The following is a 23,494-nucleotide window of genomic DNA, read 5'->3' as shown; positions in this document are numbered from 1 at the left end:
TCTGGCAAATAAAAAAGGCACATCTTGCGATGCGCCCTTGTACTTCGTCACAGACCCCAGTGGGGAAGTCGATCAGTTTACCGCGTCTTTCAGCGCTTTACCTGCACGGAAACCCGGTACTTTAGCAGCAGCGATGGTGATTTCTTTGCCTGTTTGCGGATTGCGACCGGTACGGGCAGCGCGCTCTTTAACAGCAAAAGTACCAAACCCTACCAGCGCAACGTCATCCCCAGCCTGCAGAGATTCAGTAACAGAAGCGATTAAAGCATCTAACGCACGTCCAGCTGCGGCTTTAGAAATGTCCGCACCGGCAGCAATTTTGTCAATCAGTTGAGATTTATTCACTGTTCTCTTCCTCTCTTTATAATTTATATCGCACCAGAATCCTTCGTGGCGCGACCGCGCAGCAGTTATATCAGGACTGTCATGCCCTTACAACAGAGTTGTAATTGACCCCCCTGCCAGCGATCTAAGTTAGCTACACAAAAAAAGGCTGGCAAGTACGAATTTACTTACCAGCCCTATTTTTCTTAGCGCTATTTGCGCGAAATCACTATTTTGCCGTGACGACTTCCATACCAAACGGCTCGTTCTGCAGTGCAAGTGCCAGAACTTCCTCGATTCGTTTCACCGGATGGATATCTAAATCGGCGATAACGTTATCTGGAATTTCTTCAAGGTCACGTTTATTTTCATCAGGAATCAGAACAGTCTTAATGCCGCCACGGTGTGCAGCCAACAGTTTTTCCTTCAGACCACCGATTGGCAACACCTGACCGCGGAGGGTGATTTCCCCGGTCATCGCCACATCGGCGCGCACCGGATTACCCGTCAGGCAGGAAACCAGTGCGGTACACATCGCAATACCGGCGCTTGGGCCATCTTTCGGCGTTGCGCCTTCCGGTACGTGCACGTGGATATCGCGTTTTTCATAAAAATCTGAGTTAATACCCAGCTTATCCGCACGCGAACGCACCACGGTCAGCGCAGCCTGGATAGATTCCTGCATAACCTCACCCAGTGAACCGGTATAGGTCAGCTTGCCTTTACCCGGAACGCAGGCAGTTTCAATGGTCAGCAGATCGCCGCCCACTTCCGTCCACGCCAGGCCAGTCACCTGACCCACGCGATTTTCACTATCCGCACGGCCATAGTCGTAGCGCTGCACGCCCAGGAAGTCATGCAGGTTGTCGCCGTTAATCTCAATATGCTTCAGCGACTTATCCAGCAACAGCTGTTTGACCGCTTTACGACACAGTTTCGAGATTTCGCGCTCCAGACCACGCACGCCCGCTTCACGAGTGTAGTAACGGATAATGCCGATAATCGCGCTGTCATCAACCGTCAGCTCGCCTTTTTTGAGCGCATTACGCTCTATCTGTTTTGACAGCAAATGGCGTTTGGCGATGTTCAGCTTCTCATCTTCGGTGTAGCCGGAGAGGCGAATCACTTCCATACGATCCAGCAGCGGCGCCGGAATATTCATGGAGTTAGAGGTCGCGACGAACATCACGTCGCTGAGATCGTAATCCACTTCCAGATAGTGGTCGTTGAAAGCCACGTTCTGTTCCGGATCCAACACCTCCAGCAGCGCCGATGCCGGATCGCCCCGCATGTCCGAAGACATTTTGTCGATCTCATCCAGTAAGAACAGCGGGTTTTTAACGCCCACTTTGGCCATTTTCTGGATCAGTTTGCCCGGCATTGAGCCAATGTAGGTACGGCGGTGACCGCGGATTTCCGCTTCGTCACGCACGCCGCCCAGCGCCATACGCACGTACTTACGTCCGGTTGCTTTGGCGATAGATTGACCCAGCGAGGTTTTACCAACCCCCGGAGGCCCAACCAGGCACAGGATTGGCCCTTTGAGCTTGTTAACACGGCTCTGCACCGCGAGGTACTCAAGGATGCGATCCTTCACGCGCTCCAGACCGTAGTGATCGGTGTCGAGGATCTCCTGAGCCTGACGCAGGTCTTTTTTAACCTTGCTGCGGGCGTTCCACGGTACCTGCACCATCCAGTCAATGTAGCCGCGAACGACGGTTGCTTCCGCCGACATCGGGGACATCATTTTCAGTTTTTGCAGTTCCGCTTCGGTTTTCTCTTTTGCCTCTTTCGGCATTTTCGCCGCGTCGATCTTACGCTTCAGCGCTTCGTTCTCGTCAGGGGCGTCGTCCATCTCGCCGAGCTCTTTTTGAATGGCTTTCATTTGCTCATTCAGGTAGTACTCGCGCTGAGATTTCTCCATCTGCTTTTTCACGCGGTTGCGAATGCGCTTCTCAACCTGCAGCAGATCGATTTCTGACTCCATCATCGCCATCAGATATTCCAGACGTTCGTTAACGTCGGACATCTCCAGCACGGACTGCTTGTCCGCCAGCTTCAGCGGCATATGGGCTGCGATGGTATCCGCAAGGCGCGCCGGATCGTCGATGCTATTCAGCGACGTCAGCACTTCCGGTGGGATTTTCTTGTTCAGCTTGATGTAGCCTTCAAACTGGCTGATAGCGGTACGAACCAGCACTTCCTGCTCGCGTTCGTCAATCGCCGGCGATTCGAGATATTCAGCTTTCGCCGAAAAATGCTCGCCGTTATCAGATAGCGCAGAGATGCGCGCGCGCTGCAAACCTTCGACCAGCACTTTGACAGTACCGTCCGGTAGCTTCAGCATTTGCAAAATAGACGCCACGGTCCCGACGGTGAAAAGATCGTTTACACCCGGCTCATCCGTCGAGGCTTCTTTCTGCGCAACCAGCATGATTTTTTTATCATGATCCATGGCTGCTTCGAGACAACGGATAGATTTTTCCCGCCCTACAAACAGGGGTATGACCATGTGCGGATAAACCACCACATCGCGCAACGGCAATACGGGGATTTCAATGCGTTCAGAACGCTCAGGATTCATAGAGCTCTCTCTTAGTTTAAAGTCCGCCAGGTAGCCGACGACGCAACTCAACGACGCGTCGCCGTTAATATGTAAACCAGTATATGGGGATGTATTCCATACATTCAACGGCGGGAATGCAGGAAAAATAAAAGGGGAGATAAAATCCCCCCTTTTTGTTAACTGCTTGAGCAAATTGGTTAATTATTCACCAGATGCCTGCTGTGCTTCCGGTTTGCCGTAAATCAGCAGCGGCTTGCTCTGACCATCGATAACCGAGGCATCGATGACCACTTTTTCCACATCTTCCATTGACGGAAGATCGTACATGGTATCGAGCAGCGCGGCTTCAACGATAGAACGCAGGCCGCGAGCGCCGGTTTTACGCGCCATCGCTTTCTTAGCGATAGCATCCAGCGCTTCGTCGCGGAACTCCAGCTCAGCGCCTTCAAGGCTGAACAGCGCCTGATACTGCTTGGTCAGGGCGTTTTTCGGCTCTTTGAGGATCTGAATCAGCGCTTCTTCGCTCAGCTCGCTCAGGGTCGCCACCACCGGCAGACGCCCGATGAACTCAGGAATCAGACCAAACTTAATCAGATCTTCCGGTTCAACCTGAGACAACAGCTCGCCTTCGCTGGCCTTGTCGGATTTAGCCTTAACCGTCGCGCCGAAACCGATACCAGAACCGGTTTCAACACGGTGAGAAATGACCTTATCCAGTCCTGCAAAGGCGCCGCCGCAGATGAACAGGATCTTAGAGGTATCAACCTGCAGGAACTCCTGCTGCGGATGCTTACGCCCGCCCTGCGGCGGAACCGCGGCAACAGTGCCTTCAATAAGCTTCAACAGCGCTTGCTGCACGCCTTCGCCGGAGACATCGCGGGTGATCGACGGGTTATCCGATTTACGGGAAATTTTGTCGATTTCATCAATGTAGACGATACCGCGCTGGGCTTTCTGTACGTCGTAGTCGCACTTCTGCAGCAGCTTCTGGATGATGTTTTCAACGTCTTCACCCACGTAACCGGCTTCGGTCAGAGTGGTGGCATCCGCCATGGTGAAAGGCACATCCAGCAGGCGCGCCAGCGTTTCCGCCAGCAGCGTTTTACCGGAACCGGTCGGTCCGATCAGCAGAATGTTGCTTTTACCCAACTCTACGCCGTTGCTGGTGTCGCCATTGCGCAGACGTTTGTAGTGATTGTATACCGCCACCGCCAGCACTTTTTTCGCCGGCTCCTGGCCGATAACGTAATCGTCCAGATGGTGGCGAATTTCGTGCGGAGTCGGCAGCGCGCTGCGCTCGCGATGCGGCGCGACTTCTTTAATTTCTTCGCGAATGATGTCGTTACATAAATCAACGCATTCGTCGCAGATATACACGGATGGCCCGGCGATTAGCTTACGCACTTCATGCTGGCTTTTGCCGCAAAAAGAGCAGTACAACAGTTTGCCCGAACCATCTTTGCGTTTATCTGTCATGAGTCCAAACCTCTTATTAAGTTCTTTGTGCCGCACACGACGACGCAAATGCCATTCTCAGGCGCAAACCGCTATGAAGCGTTGTGCCGCCCTCTTACAACCAAGTATAGCGGCACCCTTGCGCCAGGGGCATCAATTACGATGAGTCAAAATGGAGTCGACGAGGCCGTATTCCACTGCTTCTGAGGCAGACAGGAAGCGATCGCGCTCGGTGTCACGCTCGATCTGCTCAAGAGATTGACCCGTATGATGTGCCATCAGTTCATTCATGCGACCTTTCACCTTCAGGATTTCGCGGGCGTGGATTTCGATATCCGTCGCCTGGCCCTGGTAGCCGCCCAGCGGCTGGTGAATCATCACGCGTGAGTTCGGCAGGCAGAAACGCTTGCCTTTCGCCCCGGCGGTGAGCAGGAATGCGCCCATAGAGGCCGCCTGGCCCATACAAATGGTGCTCACGTCTGGTTTAATGAACTGCATGGTGTCATAGATAGACATCCCGGCGGTAATCACGCCGCCCGGAGAGTTAATGTACAGATAGATATCTTTTTCCGGGTTTTCCGCTTCCAGAAACAGCATCTGCGCCACGATCAGGTTAGCCATGTGATCTTCTACCTGGCCGGTCAGAAAAATGACGCGCTCCTTGAGCAGACGGGAGTAAATATCAAATGAACGTTCGCCGCGTGAGGTCTGTTCAATGACCATCGGCACCAGGGCCATATGGGGTGCAAAGTTGTCTCGTTCGCCACTGTATGACATTTCCGTCTCCTGGATTAATTTGAAAAAAACCGCTGCACTGATTGTAACCTTACGGACGGATTATCAGCCAGAATTTCTGCTGTCGGGCAGAAGTGCATAGATGCACGCTTCATTACGGCGCATGATTATGCCAATGCAGTTACGTCTCCCGGTTATGGGGATGACGTCGCCATAATTCAAGCATAACAATCTTTTGCCGTAACGCTATCACTGAAATCGCCTTTTCGCACTCATCCTAAGGCTATCATTGCAATAAAAAAACCCGCAGCCTTTCGGCAACGGGTTTTTACTCAAACCTTAAACCTTGAGGCGAAATTACGCCTGCTGGTTCATCAGTTCGCTGAAGGAAGTGGCTTTTTCAGACACTTTAGCTTTCGCCAGCACGGCTTCAACGGCTTGCTCTTCCAGCGCAACGTTGCGCATGTTGTCCATCAGCTCTTTGTTCTTGCTGTAGAACTCGACCACTTCTTTCGGATCTTCGTAAGCGGAAGCCATCTCTTCGATCAGACCTTTTACGCGATCTTCGTCAGCTTTCAGCTCGTTGGTACGAATCACTTCGCCCAGCAGCAGACCAACAACAACGCGGCGTTTAGCCTGCTCTTCGAACAGCTCACGCGGCAGTTCCAGAGCCTGTTTCTCGTTACCGCCAAAACGCTGAGCAGCCTGACGACGCAGAACGTCGATTTCGCTGTCGATCAGTGCAGCCGGTACGTCGATATCGTTAGCTTTTACCAGGCCTTCGATAGCCTGAGACTTAACGCGATTACGCACGGCGCCTTTCAGCTCGCGCTCCATGTTTTTACGCACTTCAGCGCGCAGACCGGCTACGGAACCATCTTCAACGCCAAAACGTTTGATGAACTCTTCAGTCAGTTCTGGCAGTTCACGTTCTTCAACTTTTTTCAGGTTGATAACGAACTTCGCCGCTTTACCTTTCAGGTTTTCAGCGTGGTACTCTTCCGGGAAGGTCACGTCGATGGTGAACTCTTCGCCAGCTTTGTGGCCTTTGATACCCTCTTCAAAACCCGGGATCATGCGGCCCTGGCCCATCGCCAGGACGAAGTCAGAGGCTTTGCCGCCTTCGAACTCTTCGCCGTCAACGGAACCAGTGAAGTCAACGGTAACGCGGTCTTCAGCATCAACTGCGCCGTCTTTTTCTTTCCAGTTAGCCTGCTGCTTGCGCAGAGTATCCAGCATGGTATCAACGTCGGCGTCGGTCACTTCAACAACCGGTTTTTCAACTTCGATCGCTTCCAGACCCTGCAGCTCAACTTCCGGATAAACTTCGAACTCTACCGCGTAGGTGAAATCTTCACCCAGCTTGTATTCGCCCGGAACATAGTTCGGCGCGCCAGCCGGATTAATTTTTTCTTTGATGATCGCGTCAACGAAGTTGCGGCTCATCAGATCACCCAGCACGTCCTGGCGAACAGATGCGCCATAACGCTGAGCAACAACATTCATCGGCACTTTGCCTTTACGGAAGCCGTCAATGCGAACTTTTTTCGCTACGTTGACCAGCTCGCTTTTGACAGCATTCTCGATGCTGTCAGCGGCGATAGTAATCGTTACACGGCGCCCAAGGCCCTGAGTGGTTTCAACTGAAACTTGCATCTTGTTACCTCAAAAAAATCACAGTGCTCGGTCAACTCTGGAAGCGCGAACTGGTTGCTTCGCAGAACCGGGATGCCCTCTTCAAATCAGAAACACATTCCCTGTCGTCAGAATCATCCCGAAGACATTCATAATAAAAGACGCGGCATTATAGCGGCATCACTTTTGTGAGTCGAGAACGGTTGTCGCCCACTGCTGCGGCTTTTTTCACATTTCCCGAGCAAATTTGCCTGCCCAAATGCGCGCATCGCACAATTTTCAGGCAAAACAAAACGGCCCGCAGGCCGTTTTCTCATAAATCTCCACGCAACATACTGGAAAAGCTCCAGCGGTTGCAAATGTGATTTCTACGCGATACTTCCAGCTCCGCGACAAGGAGGAGAAGCAAAGACGGTATCCTGTAGCCCTTCCCACTCTTTGATTGTGTAGGTATGCAACGCCAGAGCGTGCACGGTGCTTGATAGTTCCTCAGTCAACGTTCCGTAAATCATACGGTGACGATTAAGAAAACGCTCGCCAAGGAAGCGATCGCTTACCAACACCACTTTAAAATGACTTTCAGAGCCCGCAGGAACGTTGTGGCGATAGCTTTCATCCACGACTTCAAGATACACCGGGTCGAACGCTGCCCTAAGTTTTGCTTCGATCTGTTCACGTATCATCATGAATTTTCTCCTCCGACAACGCTGTATTGCCGCCATTCCCTTTAAATGTTAGCCGCTTTTACCGCTTCCATTGGGCGAAAACAACAAAAAATTAGCATTCCTCTGATATTTTGCGGCAAAAGTATCAGGTTTACTGATTCTGTCTCGCTGAAGCCCCGTCCGGATGGCGATAACCGATATGGCAAGGCCAGAAAACGCACAAGACGATGAATTTACATGCGTTGCCACTTCCCCTTGCCGTTGGCGATGTTATGATGGCGGGAATTTTCCTCATTACCACTCCACCATGCGTTGAGACCCTGAACATGTTTAAGAAAATTCTCTTTCCTTTGGTCGCGCTGTTTATGCTGGCCGGATGCGCCACTCCGCCGACCACTATTGAGGTATCGCCGAAAATCACGCTGCCGCAGCAGGATCCGAGCCTGATGGGCGTGACCGTCAGCATTAACGGCGCCGATCAGCGTCCGGATCAGGCGCTGGCGAAAGTCACCCGTGATAATCAGCAGGTTACGCTAACCGCCTCCCGCGATCTGCGTTTCTTGCTGCAGGAAGTGCTTGAGAAGCAGATGACCTCGCGTGGCTACATGATTGGTCCAAACGGCGCGGTTGACCTGCAAATCATCGTCAACAAACTGTACGCCGACGTTTCTCAAGGCAACGTACGCTACAACATTGCGACCAAAGCGGATATTGCGATTATCGCGACCGCCGCCAACGGCAATAAGATGACGAAAAACTACCGTGCCAGCTACTCTGTTGAAGGCGCCTTCCAGGCCTCGAACAAAAATATCGCCGATGCGGTAAACAGCGTCATGACCGATACCATCGCCGACATGGCGCAGGACACCAGCATTCACGATTTCATCAAGCAAAACGCGCGTTAATTTGAGTTGCAGACCCGGCCTCGCGTCGGGTCTGCACGATATGCTATGTCCAATCATTATTTACGCATTTTCACGCAGCCAAAATCAGCTATCCTGCTGATTCTCGGTTTCGCCTCTGGATTACCGCTAGCCCTGACCTCCGGCACGCTACAGGCGTGGATGACCGTTGAAAACATCGATCTCAAAACCATCGGTTTTTTCTCGCTCGTCGGGCAGGCCTACGTCTTTAAATTCCTCTGGTCGCCGGTAATGGACCGCTATACGCCGCCGTTTCTTGGTCGTCGACGCGGCTGGCTGCTGGCGACCCAGATCCTGCTACTTATTGCCATTGCGGCGATGGGATTCCTTGAACCTTCCACGCAACTACGCTGGATGGCGGCGCTGGCGGTCGTTATCGCCTTTTGCTCCGCCTCGCAGGATATCGTGTTTGACGCGTGGAAGACCGACGTGCTGGCCGCTGAAGAGCGAGGCACCGGGGCGGCAATCAGCGTGCTGGGCTATCGTCTGGGGATGCTGGTTTCCGGCGGGCTGGCGCTATGGCTGGCCGATCGCTGGCTGGGATGGCAGGGAATGTACTGGCTGATGGCCGCACTGCTAATCCCCTGCATTATTGCTACTCTGCTGGCCCCGGAACCCAGCGACGTCATTCCGGTGCCGAAGACGCTGGAGCAGGCCGTCGCCGCACCGCTGCGCGACTTCTTCGGCCGCAATAATGCCTGGCTTATTCTCTTGCTTATCGTCCTTTATAAGCTTGGCGACGCGTTTGCCATGAGTCTGACCACCACCTTCCTGATTCGCGGCGTCGGTTTTGATGCGGGCGAAGTGGGCATGGTCAATAAAACGCTCGGCCTGTTCGCCACGATTGTCGGTGCGCTTTATGGCGGCGTGCTTATGCAGCGCCTGACGCTTTTCCGCGCGCTGCTGATTTTCGGCCTGCTGCAGGGGGTATCCAACGCCGGGTATTGGCTGCTCTCAATTACCGATAAACACCTTTTCTCCATGGCGACGGCGGTGTTTTTCGAAAACCTGTGCGGCGGAATGGGCACGGCGGCATTCGTTGCGCTGCTGATGACGCTGTGCAATAAGTCATTTTCAGCCACCCAGTTCGCTTTGCTCTCAGCGCTCTCCGCCGTTGGGCGCGTATATGTGGGGCCTATCGCCGGCTGGTTTGTCGAAGCTCACGGATGGCCTGCTTTCTATCTCTTTTCCGTTGTTGCTGCGGTTCCGGGGATTTTGCTGCTGTTAATTTGTCGTCGTACGCTTGAACATACTCAACGTTCGGAGAGCTTTATGCCGCGCACGCTTTTTCCTCAGGCCTACGGGCTGGCATTAGTTATTCTGGCGATTGGCTGCCTGATACTGGCGATATGGCTACTGCTGCTGGTCCTCAACGCGCTGGATTACACCACCTTTTCCTTCCTCGCGGGCCTGCTTGAGGTTGCCGTTCTTACCGCCGTTGCGGGTATTTTGCTCGGCGCGTTCCTTGACTACCTCGCATTGCGCAAAACCGAGTTGATTTAAATCAGCGCAAGAACGTAAATGGACGTTGTAATTACTAAACGTAATTATAACGTCTTATTAACGATTTTATATTCAATGTACCTGATTTGTTGTTTTGTGCGTTTTAGATTTCTGGAAATTATTGACAATTTTTATGCGAATCTATAAATAATTTAACCGATTCAGCTCAGCTGGTTTTATTTTCGGCTTTTATGATGTCTTTAATTTGATAATTAATTGTTAATTATTTGTGTTGTTTTGCAGGTGGTTATGCTCATTCTCTTATAAACCCTTTCGTTCTTATCCCTTTCGTTATCAATCCCGCGTAAATCAAGGTTTGCAAGCTATAATGTCACACTCCGTAACATATGTGACAAGGCAAGCAGAAGCCGCTAACATAGAACAGACACAGCTCCAACTATGTTTACAGTAATGCAACCTTCCCGTAAAATGCCCGTACACTTTAAGCGCCACCAGATTCCGTGGAATTGAGGTCGTTCAATGAGACTTAGGAAATACAATAAAAGTTTGGGATGGATGTCATTAATCGCAGGCACTGTATTACTCAGTGGTTGTGATTCTGCACTCCTCGACCCAAAAGGACAGATTGGACTGGAGCAACGCTCTCTGATTCTGACGGCCTTTGGCCTGATGATGATCGTCGTTATTCCAGCCGTCTTGATGGCAGTAGGATTTGCCTGGAAGTATCGTGCGAGCAATAAAGATGCGAAGTATAGCCCGAACTGGTCACACTCCAACAAAGTTGAAGCTGTGGTCTGGACGGTTCCTATTCTGATCATCCTGTTCCTGGCCGTTCTGACCTGGAAAACAACTCACGCATTAGAGCCGAGCAAACCGCTTGCTCACGATGAAAAACCTATCACCATCGAAGTCGTTTCGATGGACTGGAAATGGTTCTTCATCTATCCGGAACAAGGCATTGCTACCGTCAACGAAATCGCCTTCCCGGCGAACGTACCGGTACACTTCAAAGTGACCTCCAACTCCGTGATGAACTCGTTCTTTATCCCACGTTTAGGTAGCCAGATTTACGCAATGGCCGGGATGCAGACTCAGCTGCACCTCATCGCGAACGAACCTGGTACTTACGACGGTATCTCCGCCAGCTATAGCGGCCCGGGCTTCTCAGGAATGAAGTTCAAAGCTATCGCCACGCCGGATCGTGCAACCTTCGATCAGTGGGTAGCGAAAGCCAAACAGTCTGCGAACGCTATGGACTCCATGGAAACGTTCGACAAACTGGCTGCGCCTAGCGAATACAACAAAGTGGAATACTTCTCTAACGTGAAACCTGATTTGTTTAAAGATGTGGTGAACAAATTTATGTCTCACGGTAAGAGCATGGATATGACCCAACCCGAGGGCGAGCATGCAGCGCACGAAGGAATGGAAGGCATGGACATGAGCCACGCGGAAACCGCTCACTAAGGGGCCGAGGAAGAAAACGATGTTCGGAAAACTTACACTGGATGCAGTGCCCTACCATGAACCCATTATTGTGGTTACGGTGGCTGCAATTATCATTGGGGGGCTGGCGCTTCTGGCTGCCATCACTTACTTCGGTAAGTGGTCCTACCTTTGGAACGAGTGGCTGACTTCGGTTGACCACAAACGTCTCGGTATCATGTACGTTATCGTAGCAATCGTCATGTTGCTGCGTGGCTTTGCTGACGCCGTTATGATGCGTAGCCAGCAGGTGCTGGCCTCAGCCGGGGAAGCAGGCTTCCTGCCGCCTCATCACTACGATCAGATCTTTACCGCCCACGGCGTTATCATGATCTTCTTCGTAGCGATGCCGTTTGTTATCGGTCTGATGAACCTGGTGGTTCCGCTTCAGCTCGGTGCGCGCGACGTTGCCTTCCCATTCCTTAACAACCTGAGCTTCTGGTTCACCGTTGTGGGCGTGATTCTGGTTAACCTTTCTCTGGGCGTCGGTGAATTCGCGCAGACCGGTTGGCTGGCCTATCCGCCGCTATCGGGAATTGAGTACAGTCCAGGCGTCGGGGTCGATTACTGGATCTGGGCTCTCCAGCTATCCGGTATTGGTACAACGTTAACTGGTATTAACTTCTTTGTTACGATTATCAAGATGCGTGCCCCTGGCATGACCATGTTCAAGATGCCGGTATTTAGCTGGGCATCTCTGTGCGCCAACATCCTGATTATCGCCTCTTTCCCAATTCTGACCGTCACCGTCGCGCTGCTGACCCTGGACCGCTACCTGGGCACCCATTTCTTTACCAACGATATGGGTGGCAACATGATGATGTACATCAACCTGATTTGGGCCTGGGGTCACCCGGAAGTGTACATTCTGGTTCTGCCAGTATTCGGCGTCTTCTCCGAAATCGCCGCAACCTTCTCGCGTAAGCGTCTGTTTGGCTACACCTCGCTGGTATGGGCAACAGTATGTATTACCGTTCTGTCGTTCATCGTTTGGCTGCACCACTTCTTTACTATGGGTGCGGGCGCGAACGTAAACGCCTTCTTCGGTATTACGACCATGATCATCGCTATCCCGACCGGGGTTAAGATCTTCAACTGGCTGTTCACCATGTACCAGGGCCGCATCGTCTTCAACTCAGCAATGCTGTGGACGATTGGCTTTATCGTGACCTTCTCCGTAGGCGGTATGACCGGCGTTCTGCTGGCGGTACCGGGCGCAGACTTCGTGCTGCACAACAGCCTGTTCCTGATCGCGCACTTCCATAACGTCATCATCGGTGGCGTGGTGTTCGGTTGCTTCGCAGGTCTGACCTACTGGTGGCCGAAAGCCTTTGGCTTCACGCTGAACGAAACCTGGGGCAAACGCGCTTTCTGGTTCTGGATCATCGGTTTCTTCGTGGCGTTTATGCCGCTGTACGTGCTGGGCTTCATGGGTATGACCCGTCGCCTGAGCCAGCAGATTGACCCGCAGTTCCATCCGATGCTGGTTGTTGCAGCCTGCGGTGCGGCGCTGATCGCCTGCGGTATCCTCTGCCAGCTGATTCAGTTCTACGTGTCTATCCGCGATCGCGAGCAGAACCGCGACCTCACCGGTGACCCATGGGGCGGCCGTACGCTGGAGTGGGCAACCTCTTCTCCTCCGCCGTTCTACAACTTCGCTATCGTTCCTGTCGTTCACGAGCGTGACGCGTTCTGGGAAATGAAAGAAAAAGGCGAAGCGTATAAGAAACCGGCTGGCTATGAAGAGATTCATATGCCGAAAAACAGCGGCGCGGGCATTGTCATTGCAGCTTTCGCAACGTTGTTTGGTTTCGCAATGATCTGGCATATCTGGTGGCTGGCGATTGCAAGCTTCGTCGGCATCCTGGCGACCTGGATCATTAAGAGCTTTGACGAGGACGTGGATTACTACGTGCCGGTTGCAGTAGTCGAAAAACTGGAAAATCAGCATTTCGATGAGATTAACAAAGCAGGGCTGAAAAATGGCAACTGATACTCTTGCGCATAACGCCCACGCGCACGAACACGGGCACCATGATACAGGACCGATGAAGGTATTCGGTTTCTGGATCTACCTGATGAGCGACTGCATTATCTTCGCCACTCTGTTCGCTACCTATGCCGTTCTGGTGAACGGCACGGCGGGCGGTCCGACCGGTAAAGATATTTTTGAACTGCCGTTCGTTCTGGTTGAAACCGCGCTGCTGCTGTTCAGCTCCATCACCTACGGCATGGCGGCTATCGCCATGTACAAAAACAACAAGAGCCAGGTCGTTTCCTGGCTCGCGCTGACCTTCCTCTTCGGGGCAGGATTCATCGCGATGGAGCTCTATGAATTCCATCATCTGATTGTTGAAGGTATGGGTCCGGATCGCAGCGGCTTCCTGTCAGCGTTCTTCGCGCTGGTCGGCACCCACGGTCTGCACGTGACTTCAGGTCTGATCTGGATGGCGGTGCTGATGGTTCAGGTTTCCCGTCGTGGGCTGACCAGCACTAACCGCACCCGTATTATGTGCCTGAGCCTGTTCTGGCACTTCCTGGACGTCGTGTGGATCTGCGTGTTCTCTGTTGTTTATCTGATGGGGGCGATGTAATGAGTCATTCTACCGATCATAGCGGCGCTTCTCACGGCAGCGTGAAGAGCTACATGACAGGATTTATTCTGTCGATCATTCTGACGGTTATCCCGTTTGCAATGGTGATGAGTGGCTCCGCATCGCATGCGGCAATTCTGGGAACCATCCTGGTTACTGCAGTTGTGCAGATTGTGGTACACCTCGTGTACTTCCTGCATATGAACAGTAAATCGGACGAAGGTTGGAACCTGACCGCATTTATCTTCACCGTAATCATCATTGCTATCGTAGTCGTTGGCTCCATCTGGATTATGTGGAACCTGAACTACAACATGATGATGCACTAAGAGCGGCGAGTATGTTTAAGCAATACCTGCAAGTAACGAAACCAGGCATCATTTTTGGCAACCTGATCTCCGTGATTGGCGGTTTCCTGCTGGCCTCCAAAGGCCACATCGACTATCCGCTATTTCTCTGGACGCTCCTCGGAGTATCCCTGGTGGTCGCCTCGGGTTGTGTTTTCAACAACTATATCGACCGTGATATCGATCGTAAGATGGAACGGACGAAAAACCGGGTGCTGGTCAAAGGGCTGATCTCGCCAGAAGCTTCGCTGGTATACGCCACCGTGCTGGGTATTGCTGGCTTCATGCTCCTGTGGTTTGGCGCTAATCCCCTGGCCTGCTGGCTGGGGGTGATGGGGTTCGTGGTTTATGTCGGCGTTTACAGCCTGTACATGAAGCGCCACTCCGTCTACGGCACGTTGATTGGTTCTCTCTCCGGCGCTGCGCCGCCGGTGATTGGCTACTGCGCGGTTACCGGTGATTTTGACAGCGGTGCCGCGATTCTGCTGGCGATTTTCAGCCTGTGGCAGATGCCCCACTCCTACGCTATCGCGATCTTCCGCTTTAAGGATTATCAGGCAGCGAATATTCCGGTTCTGCCGGTGGTGAAAGGCATTTCAGTCGCCAAAAATCATATTACCGTTTACATCATCGCCTTCACCGTGGCTACGCTGATGCTCTCTCTGGGCGGCTACGCCGGATATAAATATCTGGTTGTCGCTGCGGCCGTGAGCGTCTGGTGGCTCGGTATGGCGCTGCGCGGCTATAAAGTGGCGGATGATAAAGTCTGGGCGCGTAAGCTGTTCGTCTTTTCGATTGTCGCCATTACCGCGCTGTCGGTGATGATGTCCGTTGACTTTATGGTGCCGGATTCACATAGCCTGCTGGCAATGGCGAGATAACTCGCAGGTCAGCTATCGTTCTACAGCCTCCGTTCGTAAGATCGGGGGCTGTTTTTTTATCTACCCTTCCTTCTAATTCACATTATTTAAAGAAACTGGCCATTCGCTTCATTTTCTAACAGGTGAATGATGTACATCATATGTATTAGATTCATTAAAAATTGATAGAAAAATAAGCATATCCCTCAGCCTGGCATCTGGTTTCTCTCTTTCCCATGGTGTTAGCCTTTCGCTCGAGCAAGTAGCTCGCAATTTACAATATGTCCAATAAGGGAATAAAAAATGAAAGAATTAAATATTTGCGAAATGGAATGCGTTTCCGGTGGTTTCAACCTCGTCGATGCTGCCACGAGCTTTACCAATTTCGTGGTCAACTCGGGAGTTGGTTTCAGCTCTTTTGTCGCGACCTCCGGCGCAGCCTTCGCTAACTTCGTGATCGATAGCACGGTACAGTTTGGCAAATTCCTCAGCGGTCAAGTGGACTGGAACGCTTTTGTCTCCGCAGGTCTGGATAACTGGAATGGCTTCGTTAATACGGCCTCTAACAGCTGGTCAACCTTCGTTAACAACGCAGGTTCCGACTGGAACAGCTTTATCGACGTCGCGAAAGCGTAATTATGCGGGCAGGCTATCAGCCTGCCCATTTCTACTCCGCGCTGCGACGCGGGTTAGCCCACCAGCATCGCCTGGGCGCTATAGAGTAAATCCAGATGATCGCGACACAGCGCCTCCAGCGAGGTTCTCGACTGATGGCTGGTTAAGCTCAGCGCCCCCCAGTAGAGCCCTTCCCTGTCGGACAGCGGCACCGCCAGCACCAGCATGCCAATTTCAAACTCCTGCTCAATCGCGGCATAGCCCTGCCGACGCACCTGAGCGATCTTTTCCATTAAAGCCGCTACGTCCGTTACCGTATAGGGCGTGCGCTGTTCGCGGCGGATCCGCTGCAAAACGGTTTCACATTCATCTTCCGCCAGCGAAGCCAGCCAGAGCCGCCCTCCGGCGGTACAGTAAATCGGCACCCTTTCTCCCAGACGCACTGAAGTCGAGTTAAACGGCGTATGCTTGCTGCGGGCGATATAAACCAGCTCATCGTCATCAATCACACCTACCGAAGCATGCTCTTCCGTTCGGCTGGCGATGTACTCCACGATCGGTCGCACCATCCGCGGAAACTGCGCCGAATCCACATACGCCTGCCCCAGCCTTAACGCTTTGGGCGTCAGCCAGTAGTGACGTCCGTCGGTCTGCAGATAGCGCTCATGCAGCAGCGTGAGGAAAAAACGGCGTGCGGCGCTAGGCGTCAGACCGCTCATTTTCGCCGCCTGCGGCACCGTGAGACGTGGAAACTCTTTCGAAAATAGCTGGATCAGCGCCAGCCCCTTTTGCAGGCCGACGATTAGATCGCGGGAATGAATCTGGTTTTGCATAGCTGTTCACACTTTCGCAACAATATGATCAGTTTAGCGCGATTATCGCAGTGGTGGTGCGATTAACAACCAGTATGGCCGAATTCTGCGTTGTCGCTCTCAGCTTCCGCTGAAATACTTTCACAACATTCATTTAACAAAATGAGGTTGGAAATGGTCAGTGGATTCACTCAGGTCGTCGCCGTTATCGGCCACCCGATTACCCAGGTTAAATCGCCGGAGAACTTCAACCGCTACTTTGCCGAACGACAGATGGATAGCGTCATGATCCCGGTGGATATCGCTCCGCATGCCGTTGCTGATTATCTCAATACGCTACGCGGCTGGCACAATATGAGCGGCGTGCTGGTTACCGTTCCGCATAAACAGCGTGCCGCTGCCCTGGTTGATGAGTTAACGCCGCGAGCCCGACACCTGAATGCCGTCAATGTCATCCGTAAGCTGGCCGATGGCCGTTTGCAAGGCGATATGCTGGATGGCGTCGGCTTCCAGCTTGCCGCAGAGGCGCATGGATTTAATGCCGCGGGTAAAAAGGCGCTGCTCTCCGGCTGCGGCGGCGTCGGCAGCGCAATTGCCTGGGGATTATGCGAAGCGGGCATCCTTCAGCTGGCCCTGCATGACCAGAATCCCGCTACTCTTCAGCAACTGCATAACCGACTGGCAGCCCATTTTCCCCACGTTCAGCTCAGCGACCTGCCCGCTACCCTTACTGGTCTGGATTTAGTGGTGAATGGCTCTCCGGCGGGAATGACCGGTTTCGCTTCTTTACCGCTGCCGCAGGCGCTGCTGGAAACCCTTCCCGCAGCAACGCATGTCGCTGACGTGGTAACCGCGCCGATCGTCACCCCGCTTCTGGCCTTCGCCCGCGATCGCGGCTGCACTATCCAGACCGGGCCGGAGATGGCGCTGGCGCAGATGAAACTCATGGGGCAGTTCATTGGCGCCATTCCGCAGGAACAAGGAGCGGCAGCATGAAAAGCTGGGATGTCATCGTTATCGGCAGCGGCGCAGCAGGCTTTGCCGCGGCGGTGACCGCCTGCTGTAAAGGACTGTCGGTGCTGATGCTGGAAAAAGCACCGCAGTTTGGCGGCACCTCCGCCATTTCCGGCGGCGCGGTATGGATCCACGATAGCGATCAGGCGCGAACAATGACTACAGACGATAGTCAGCAGGCAATCAAAACCTATCTGCGGACCATCATCGGCGAGCCCAACTATCGTCAGGATCTGATCGAAGCTTTTATCTCTTCGGGACGCGAGGCGCTGGCGTTTCTTGAAAAAGAGGGGGCGGTGAAATATAGCCTGCGTCCGCTTTCTCCGGATTATTACCCGGATGAACCCGGTGCCGTCGACGTCGGCCGGGCGCTGGAGGTGGTGGAGTTTGACGGGCGCAAGCTGGGCGAATATTTCCGCGATCTCCGTTCTCCTCCGCCGGGGATGCTGCTATTTGGCGGAATGATGGTTAATCGGGTCGATATCCAGCACTTTCTCGATCTGCGCCGCTCCCTGCGCTCTATCACCCACTGCGGCAAGCTGCTGCTGCGCTACGGCCGCGATCGGCTCAAATACCCTCGAGGAACACGGCTGGCGATGGGTAACGCGCTGATAGCGCGCATGGCGACGCTCGCCTTTCGCAAAGGAATGCAGCTCAGGCTCAACGTGAATGTGCTTTCGCTAAGCGAACGCAATGGCGAAATAACCGGCGTGGAAATCGAGAACGATGGGCAGCCACAGCTCCTCGAAGCCCGCTGCGGCGTGGTGCTGGCGGCGGGAGGTTTTGCCGCAGGCAAACTGGCTGAACGCTATCGCCCTGCTACTCGCGAGCACTACACCATGTCGCCCGCCGCCAACGACGGCGCCGCGCTGCGCCTTGCCGCCGCGGTCAATGCCCGCGAAGGCGCCGATCTGCCGTCTAACTTTTTCTGGGCGCCGGTCTCGGTTCTACGGCGTCCCGACGGCACGCAAGAGCGCTTCCCTCACCTGGTCACCGACCGCGCGAAACCCGGCATCATTGCCGTTAACCAGCGAGCGGTTCGCTTCGTGAATGAATCAAATTCTTATCACCATTTCGCCAGCGCCATGCAAAGCCGGGCAGAAAACGCCCCCTGCTTCCTGATTTGTGACGCTCTGGCCATGAAGCGCTATGGCCTGGGCCTTGCGCGCCCTGCTCCGGTGAATAACGACGCGCTGGTGAAGGCGGACTATCTGCACCAGGCCGAAACGCTGGCGGAACTGGCGCAACAGCTCGGGCTGGACCCGCAGACGTTGGCAGAAACGGTGGCACGCTATAACCGCGATGCCGCCCAGGGCCACGACCCGGAGTTCGCCAAAGGCGGCAACAGCTATAACCGCGCGATGGGCGATCCCGGCCATCGGCCAAACGCCTGTAACGCTCCGCTGAGCAGCCCGCCGTTTTACGCCATTACCCTCTATACCGGCGATCTCGGCACCTCGCGCGGCTTGGTCACTACCGCCAATGCTCAGGTCATTAACCAGCAGGGGCGCCCCATTAAAGGACTCTATGCCGTCGGTAACGATATGGATTCGATTATGGCAGGCACCTATCCCGGTCCAGGCATTACTCTCGGCCCGGCGCTCACCTTCGGCTATCTCTCAGCCAGCCATATGGCGCAACAACACGCACTCTCAACAGGAGAAAATTATGATCTATGAAAAACGTACCTACACCATTAATCCGCTGAAAATGGCAGACTGGCTGGCGTTATATAAAAGCGATGCTTACGCCGTACAAACCGAATATCTCGGCAAACTCATCGGCTTTTTCTTTACTGAAATTGGGGTGGTTAATCAAGTGGTGCATATCTGGGCCTATGAAAGCCTGGACGATCGCCTGGTGCGTCGGGCGCGCATGGCGCAGGACGAACGCTGGCTGACGTTTTCACGCAAGAACCGCGAACTGGCCGCCGTTGAGCGCCTGGAGTCGGTTCTTCTGCGCCCTACTGATTTTTCACCGCTGCAATAAGGAGTCGGTTATGAGCGGGCAGATGAACGTGGATGTTCTGGTGGTCGGCTCCGGCGCGGCGGGGCTCTCCGCCGCCGTCACTGCCGCCATTGGCGGCGCCAGCGTGCTGGTTGCGGAGAAAGAGTCGGTGATTGGCGGCACCAGCGCCTGGTCCGGCGGCTGGCTGTGGATCCCGCATAATCCGCTGGCGCGTGAAGAGGGGATTAAGGAAGAGCCCAACGCACCGCTGGTTTATTTGCAGCATGAAATGAACGGTGAACCCGCCGATGCGCGCCTGCTTGCCTACTTACGGCACGGACCGGAGATGATAGACTTTTTCCGCCGCCATACTGCCGTGCAGTTTCTTTCCGGCAGCAAAATGCCCGATTTTCATCATTCGCCGGGATCGGCCGCCGGAGGGCGCTCGGTCACGGCGCAGCCTTTCGATGGGCGGCTGCTCGGCGACTGGCTGCATCGCCTGCGCCCGCCTCTGGAGACTATCAGCCTCGCGGGGATGGGCATTGCCGGCGGCACGGATATGGCACACTTTTTCAACGCCACTCGCTCTCCGCGATCGGCGCTGTATGCCAGCCGTCGCCTGCTGCGCCACGGCTGGCAGCGGCTGCGCGCCGGACGCGGACAGTATCTGGTTAACGGCAACGCTTTGGTTGCCCGGCTGCTGCGCTCGGCGCTGGATGCAGGAGTGACTTTTCAGCTTAATGCGCCGGTTGAACGGCTGCTCGCATCCGGGAACGGAGTAAAGGGCGCGATATTACGCAGCGACGACGGCCGGATAGAGGTTCGGGCCGGTGCGGTGATCCTCGCCTGCGGCGGCTTTCCTCACGACAGACAGCGCCTGGCCGAAAACGTGCCGCACGCCGCCAGCGGCTATGGCCACTTCTCCGCCGCGCCTCCGGGTAATCAGGGGGAGGGCATCCGCCTTGGCGAAACGGTCGGCGGCCAGTTTGATACCACGCTCAGGCATGCGATGGCCTGGGCGCCCGTATCGCGCGTGACGCAGGCCAGCGGTCTGCAGCTGGTCTTCCCACATCTGGTTGAGCGCGCCAAGCCCGGCTTTGTTGCCGTACTGCCCAACGGTAAACGCTTTACCAATGAAGCTGATTCCTACCACGATTTTATCGCCGCGCTGCTGGAGGCCACGCCGCCTGGCGAAGCGCCACAGGCGTGGCTGATTGGCGATAGCCGTGCGCTTCGGCGCTATGGGTTAGGCCATGCCCGCCCTTTTCCTTTTGCCCCGGAGTCCTGGCGACGCACCGGCTATCTGTACGTCGGCGAGACGCTGGAAGCGCTGGCGAAAGCATGCGCTATCGATTCGCAGCAGCTGGCGGAAACGATCGCCCGTTTTAACGGTTTTGTAGACCAGGGAGAGGATAAGGATTATCAGCGCGGCGCGTCGGCATACAACCGCGCGCAGGGGGACGCCAGCCGTTCCCCTCACCCTACGCTTGGGAAACTCAGCCGCGCGCCTTTTTATGCGGTACGCATTCTGCCCGGTTCGCTGGGCTCCTTCAGCGGTTTACTTACCGATGAGAATGCGCGCGTTCTCAACGCGCAGCAGCAGCCGATTCAGGGCCTTTACGCCATCGGCAACGATATGTCGAGCGTGATGCGGGGATTCTATCCCAGCGGCGGTATCACGCTTGGTCCGGCCATGACCTTTGGCTACATGGTCGGTAAAAAACTGGCAGAAAACATTAATAAAGCAACGCAGTAAAGCATTTTACCAGGGACGGCAATACGCATAACAACAATCACCTGCAACTGTACTGGAGTCCTTTATGAACATGCGAACCCTGTCACTCGCCGCGCTTACCCTACTCGACGTCCCGCCACCGCAACAGGTGCGGATCGCGGCCCAAACCGGATTTACTCACGTCGGCCTGCGCCTGCTTCCCGCCACGGCGACCGACCCTGACTATGGCATGCTGGGCGATACTGCCGCTGTCCGCGATACCCTGGCAGCGCTGATGGAAACCGGTATTCGCGTCTCGGACGTTGAGATAGTCCGCCTGACGCCAGATTTTTCGCTGGACGCTCGTTTGCAGCTCTTTCTCCATACCGCCGCGCGTCTGGGCGCCAGACAGGTTTTAGTCGCCGGAAATGATGACAACCGCGCTCGCAGCGCGGAAAATCTGGCCCGGCTTGCCGAAGCTGGCCAGGAGTATGGTTTAACCATGAACCTGGAGCCCATGCCCTGGACACAGCTGCGCACCATCGCCGAAGCCCAGGCGCTTATCGCCGCCAGCGGCCGCCAGGATATCGGTATTTTGATCGACGCGATTCATTTCTGGCGCTCAGGCGAGTCGCTGTCTACGCTCGCCGCGCTGCCGAAAAACTGCCTCAACTATATGCAGCTTTGCGATGCCTCGCCGCAGATCCCCGCAGATGAACAGGAGCTGATTTACCAGGCCCGCGCCGCGCGTAAGGTGCCCGGCGAAGGCGGGCTCGATCTGCATGGACTGATGGCGGCGCTTCCGGCGACGCTGCCGGTTTCTATCGAGGTTCCGCTAAGCGGCGAACGCGGCGCGCTGCCGGCGCTCACTCGCGCTCAGTTGCTGTTTAACGCCGCGCAGTCCTACCTGCGCCCTTGCGCATAAGGAGCATCCCATGACACAGACTCAACGCCTGGACGTCAGGGAGTTAATCAACGCCAATCCGCTCAGCCGCTTTCAAAAACTGGTGGTGTTTTTAGGCTTCTGCGTGATTGCGCTGGACGGCTTTGATATCGCCATCATGGGATTTATCGCCCCGACGCTGAAGCAGGAATGGGGAGTAAGCAACCATGAACTCGGTTTTGTCATCAGCGCCGCGCTGATAGGCCTTGCGCTGGGCGCTATATTCTCCGGGCCGCTCGCCGACTGGCTGGGGCGGAAAAAAATCATCATCAATAGCGTCTTCTTCTTCGGCTTCTGGACCATTGCCACCGCCCTTTCGCAAAACATCGAACAGATGGTGCTTTTTCGTTTTCTGACCGGGCTCGGATTAGGCGCCGCCATGCCGAATATCGGCACTCTGGTGTCGGAGTATGCGCCTGAGCGTCAGCGCTCGTTTCTGATTACGATTATTTTTTGCGGCTTCACCTTTGGCGCCGCGGCGGGAGGATTCTCCGCCTCATGGCTAATCCCGAAGTTTGGCTGGCACTCGCTGATGCTGCTCGGCGGCATCCTCCCGCTGCTGTTCGCGCCGCTCCTGATCTGGCTGTTACCGGAATCGGTGCGTTTTCTGGTGGTTAAGCGCGCGCCAGCCCGACGTATTCGGCTGATTTTGCAGCGCCTCTATCCGGGCCAAATCGCCGATGATGCCGAGTTCACTCTCCCAGCCCAGCCCGTGCAGGCAAATGCGATGCGCATCGTTCTCTCCCGCCAGTATCGCTTCGGTTCGATGATGCTCTGGCTGGTCTATTTTATGGGGCTCTTTCTGGTCTATCTTCTCGGTAGCTGGTTACCGACGCTGGTGAAAGAGGTGGGATTAACGGTTGGCCAGGCGGCGGTGATGACCGCAATGTACCAGGCGGGAGGAACCATTGGCTCGCTGTTTGCGGGCTGGTTGATGGACCGGATTAATCCGCATCGGGCGCTCGGAATGATTTACGCCGTTGGCGGCCTGTTTACGATGGCAATGGGATATGCAGCGGCAAGCTTTGCGCTCATCTGCCTGCTGGCGTTTATCAGCGGAGCCTGTTTAAACGGCGCCAATACCGGTATGAATGCGCTTTCCGCCCGCTACTATCCTACCGAAGCGCGGGCTACAGGTTCCAGCTGGATGCACGGCGTGGGCCGCATGGGCGCCATCCTCAGCGCTTTTGCCGGAGCTGAGATGCTGGCGCTGAATATAAGCTTCGAAAGCGTTTTTCTGATCCTTGGCATCCCCGCCGCGATCACCGTCGCCGGGCTCGCGGCCAAAGGAATTTTCGCGGCTGATTCGGCGCCAAAATCCACCTCCTCCACCGCCGCGTTCGGCAATACCGGTTAAATGCGTTAATCAGTCGGGCATGCTGCAGCATGCCCGACC

Annotated in this window: 21 protein-coding genes; 14 read left to right on the top strand and 7 right to left on the bottom strand. The window is 54.7% G+C overall.

All coding sequences use genetic code 11. From position 1 onward, the window contains the following. Positions 1-72 precede the first annotated feature (72 nt). The 6 genes from hupB to bolA form a co-directional block, all read right to left on the bottom strand. A complete protein-coding gene (gene hupB, locus K2184_RS13975; protein ID WP_002444653.1) occupies positions 73-345 on the bottom strand; it encodes a nucleoid-associated protein HU-beta in 273 nt (90 codons plus the stop codon). 208 nt (positions 346-553) lie between these two features. Continuing rightward, on the bottom strand, positions 554-2,908 hold the full coding sequence (lon, locus tag K2184_RS13970) for an endopeptidase La (RefSeq protein ID WP_004099539.1): 2,355 nt from the start codon (positions 2,906-2,908) through the stop codon (positions 554-556). 183 nt (positions 2,909-3,091) lie between these two features. Then, positions 3,092-4,366, bottom strand: coding sequence for an ATP-dependent protease ATP-binding subunit ClpX (gene clpX / locus K2184_RS13965; protein WP_004099538.1), 1,275 nt, complete (start codon positions 4,364-4,366; stop codon positions 3,092-3,094). Positions 4,367-4,498: 132 nt separating this feature from the next. After that, on the bottom strand, positions 4,499-5,122 hold the full coding sequence (gene clpP / locus K2184_RS13960) for an ATP-dependent Clp endopeptidase proteolytic subunit ClpP (RefSeq protein ID WP_003021624.1): 624 nt from the start codon (positions 5,120-5,122) through the stop codon (positions 4,499-4,501). Positions 5,123-5,437: 315 nt separating this feature from the next. Further along, complete coding sequence (gene tig, locus K2184_RS13955) at positions 5,438-6,736, bottom strand: trigger factor (protein ID WP_004099537.1); 1,299 nt, start codon at positions 6,734-6,736, stop codon at positions 5,438-5,440. A 347-nt stretch (positions 6,737-7,083) separates the two neighbouring features. Beyond that, a complete protein-coding gene (gene bolA / locus K2184_RS13950; RefSeq protein WP_004133447.1) occupies positions 7,084-7,401 on the bottom strand; it encodes a transcriptional regulator BolA in 318 nt (105 codons plus the stop codon). A 305-nt stretch (positions 7,402-7,706) separates the two neighbouring features. On the opposite strand from bolA, the gene K2184_RS13945 reads away from it, so the two are divergent. From K2184_RS13945 to K2184_RS13910, 8 genes are all read left to right on the top strand, one after another. Beyond that, positions 7,707-8,285 carry a lipoprotein gene (locus tag K2184_RS13945; RefSeq protein WP_004111021.1) on the top strand — a complete coding sequence of 193 codons (579 nt, stop codon included), beginning with the start codon at positions 7,707-7,709 and terminating at the stop codon, positions 8,283-8,285. Between the two features lie 45 nt (positions 8,286-8,330). Continuing rightward, on the top strand, positions 8,331-9,806 hold the full coding sequence (ampG, locus tag K2184_RS13940; RefSeq protein ID WP_004111020.1) for a muropeptide MFS transporter AmpG: 1,476 nt from the start codon (positions 8,331-8,333) through the stop codon (positions 9,804-9,806). 480 nt (positions 9,807-10,286) lie between these two features. After that, positions 10,287-11,234: a cytochrome o ubiquinol oxidase subunit II gene (cyoA, locus tag K2184_RS13935; RefSeq protein WP_004099529.1), complete on the top strand. Its 948-nt coding sequence runs from the start codon at positions 10,287-10,289 to the stop codon at positions 11,232-11,234. Between the two features lie 19 nt (positions 11,235-11,253). Beyond that, on the top strand, positions 11,254-13,245 hold the full coding sequence (cyoB, locus tag K2184_RS13930; protein WP_004099527.1) for a cytochrome o ubiquinol oxidase subunit I: 1,992 nt from the start codon (positions 11,254-11,256) through the stop codon (positions 13,243-13,245). Further along, positions 13,235-13,846, top strand: coding sequence for a cytochrome o ubiquinol oxidase subunit III (locus K2184_RS13925; RefSeq protein WP_004099525.1), 612 nt, complete (start codon positions 13,235-13,237; stop codon positions 13,844-13,846). Before cyoB ends, K2184_RS13925 begins: the two co-directional genes overlap by 11 nt. Then, on the top strand, positions 13,846-14,175 hold the full coding sequence (locus tag K2184_RS13920; protein ID WP_004099523.1) for a cytochrome o ubiquinol oxidase subunit IV: 330 nt from the start codon (positions 13,846-13,848) through the stop codon (positions 14,173-14,175). The genes K2184_RS13925 and K2184_RS13920 overlap by 1 nt, the downstream gene beginning before the upstream one ends. An 11-nt stretch (positions 14,176-14,186) precedes the next feature. Beyond that, complete coding sequence (gene cyoE / locus K2184_RS13915; RefSeq protein ID WP_004099521.1) at positions 14,187-15,074, top strand: heme o synthase; 888 nt, start codon at positions 14,187-14,189, stop codon at positions 15,072-15,074. Positions 15,075-15,356: 282 nt separating this feature from the next. Beyond that, entirely contained in the window at positions 15,357-15,689 is a 333-nt protein-coding gene (locus K2184_RS13910; RefSeq protein ID WP_004099519.1) for a hypothetical protein, read from the top strand. 53 nt (positions 15,690-15,742) lie between these two features. Here K2184_RS13910 and K2184_RS13905 read toward each other — a convergent pair whose 3' ends face one another. Continuing rightward, positions 15,743-16,501, bottom strand: coding sequence for an IclR family transcriptional regulator domain-containing protein (locus tag K2184_RS13905; RefSeq protein ID WP_004099518.1), 759 nt, complete (start codon positions 16,499-16,501; stop codon positions 15,743-15,745). A gap of 153 nt (positions 16,502-16,654) precedes the next feature. Between K2184_RS13905 and K2184_RS13900 the strand changes: the two genes are divergently transcribed. From K2184_RS13900 to K2184_RS13875, 6 genes are all read left to right on the top strand, one after another. Continuing rightward, positions 16,655-17,476 (top strand): shikimate dehydrogenase family protein, encoded by an 822-nt coding sequence (locus tag K2184_RS13900; RefSeq protein WP_017146498.1) that lies wholly within the window; start codon positions 16,655-16,657, stop codon positions 17,474-17,476. After that, positions 17,473-19,173 carry an FAD-dependent oxidoreductase gene (locus K2184_RS13895; protein WP_163524610.1) on the top strand — a complete coding sequence of 567 codons (1,701 nt, stop codon included), beginning with the start codon at positions 17,473-17,475 and terminating at the stop codon, positions 19,171-19,173. Before K2184_RS13900 ends, K2184_RS13895 begins: the two co-directional genes overlap by 4 nt. Further along, the gene (locus K2184_RS13890; RefSeq protein ID WP_163524608.1) at positions 19,163-19,483 is read left to right on the top strand and encodes an NIPSNAP family protein; all 321 of its coding nucleotides are present in this window, start codon (positions 19,163-19,165) and stop codon (positions 19,481-19,483) included. Before K2184_RS13895 ends, K2184_RS13890 begins: the two co-directional genes overlap by 11 nt. A gap of 10 nt (positions 19,484-19,493) precedes the next feature. After that, positions 19,494-21,197 (top strand): FAD-dependent oxidoreductase, encoded by a 1,704-nt coding sequence (locus K2184_RS13885; protein WP_163524606.1) that lies wholly within the window; start codon positions 19,494-19,496, stop codon positions 21,195-21,197. 64 nt (positions 21,198-21,261) lie between these two features. After that, the gene (locus K2184_RS13880; RefSeq protein WP_004099508.1) at positions 21,262-22,080 is read left to right on the top strand and encodes a sugar phosphate isomerase/epimerase family protein; all 819 of its coding nucleotides are present in this window, start codon (positions 21,262-21,264) and stop codon (positions 22,078-22,080) included. A 10-nt stretch (positions 22,081-22,090) separates the two neighbouring features. Then, positions 22,091-23,455 carry an MFS transporter gene (locus K2184_RS13875; RefSeq protein WP_004099507.1) on the top strand — a complete coding sequence of 455 codons (1,365 nt, stop codon included), beginning with the start codon at positions 22,091-22,093 and terminating at the stop codon, positions 23,453-23,455. The last annotated feature ends 39 nt before the right edge of the window (positions 23,456-23,494 follow it).

It is taken from the genome of Klebsiella sp. K5-306 (assembly GCF_051835185.1).
Taxonomy (GTDB): Bacteria; Pseudomonadota; Gammaproteobacteria; order Enterobacterales; family Enterobacteriaceae; genus Klebsiella; species Klebsiella oxytoca.
This window is presented reverse-complemented; position numbering and strand designations above follow the sequence as displayed.

Coding starts and splice junctions, on each gene's coding strand:
- lon (WP_004099539.1), bottom strand. CDS start 2,908: ATGAATCCTGAGCGTTCTGAACGCATTGAAATCCCCGTATTGCCGTTG.
- clpX (WP_004099538.1), bottom strand. CDS start 4,366: ATGACAGATAAACGCAAAGATGGTTCGGGCAAACTGTTGTACTGCTCT.
- clpP (WP_003021624.1), bottom strand. CDS start 5,122: ATGTCATACAGTGGCGAACGAGACAACTTTGCACCCCATATGGCCCTG.
- tig (WP_004099537.1), bottom strand. CDS start 6,736: ATGCAAGTTTCAGTTGAAACCACTCAGGGCCTTGGGCGCCGTGTAACG.
- bolA (WP_004133447.1), bottom strand. CDS start 7,401: ATGATGATACGTGAACAGATCGAAGCAAAACTTAGGGCAGCGTTCGAC.
- K2184_RS13945 (WP_004111021.1), top strand. CDS start 7,707: ATGTTTAAGAAAATTCTCTTTCCTTTGGTCGCGCTGTTTATGCTGGCC.
- ampG (WP_004111020.1), top strand. CDS start 8,331: ATGTCCAATCATTATTTACGCATTTTCACGCAGCCAAAATCAGCTATC.
- cyoA (WP_004099529.1), top strand. CDS start 10,287: ATGAGACTTAGGAAATACAATAAAAGTTTGGGATGGATGTCATTAATC.
- cyoB (WP_004099527.1), top strand. CDS start 11,254: ATGTTCGGAAAACTTACACTGGATGCAGTGCCCTACCATGAACCCATT.
- K2184_RS13925 (WP_004099525.1), top strand. CDS start 13,235: ATGGCAACTGATACTCTTGCGCATAACGCCCACGCGCACGAACACGGG.
- K2184_RS13920 (WP_004099523.1), top strand. CDS start 13,846: ATGAGTCATTCTACCGATCATAGCGGCGCTTCTCACGGCAGCGTGAAG.
- cyoE (WP_004099521.1), top strand. CDS start 14,187: ATGTTTAAGCAATACCTGCAAGTAACGAAACCAGGCATCATTTTTGGC.
- K2184_RS13910 (WP_004099519.1), top strand. CDS start 15,357: ATGAAAGAATTAAATATTTGCGAAATGGAATGCGTTTCCGGTGGTTTC.
- K2184_RS13905 (WP_004099518.1), bottom strand. CDS start 16,501: ATGCAAAACCAGATTCATTCCCGCGATCTAATCGTCGGCCTGCAAAAG.
- K2184_RS13900 (WP_017146498.1), top strand. CDS start 16,655: ATGGTCAGTGGATTCACTCAGGTCGTCGCCGTTATCGGCCACCCGATT.
- K2184_RS13895 (WP_163524610.1), top strand. CDS start 17,473: ATGAAAAGCTGGGATGTCATCGTTATCGGCAGCGGCGCAGCAGGCTTT.
- K2184_RS13890 (WP_163524608.1), top strand. CDS start 19,163: ATGATCTATGAAAAACGTACCTACACCATTAATCCGCTGAAAATGGCA.
- K2184_RS13885 (WP_163524606.1), top strand. CDS start 19,494: ATGAGCGGGCAGATGAACGTGGATGTTCTGGTGGTCGGCTCCGGCGCG.
- K2184_RS13880 (WP_004099508.1), top strand. CDS start 21,262: ATGAACATGCGAACCCTGTCACTCGCCGCGCTTACCCTACTCGACGTC.
- K2184_RS13875 (WP_004099507.1), top strand. CDS start 22,091: ATGACACAGACTCAACGCCTGGACGTCAGGGAGTTAATCAACGCCAAT.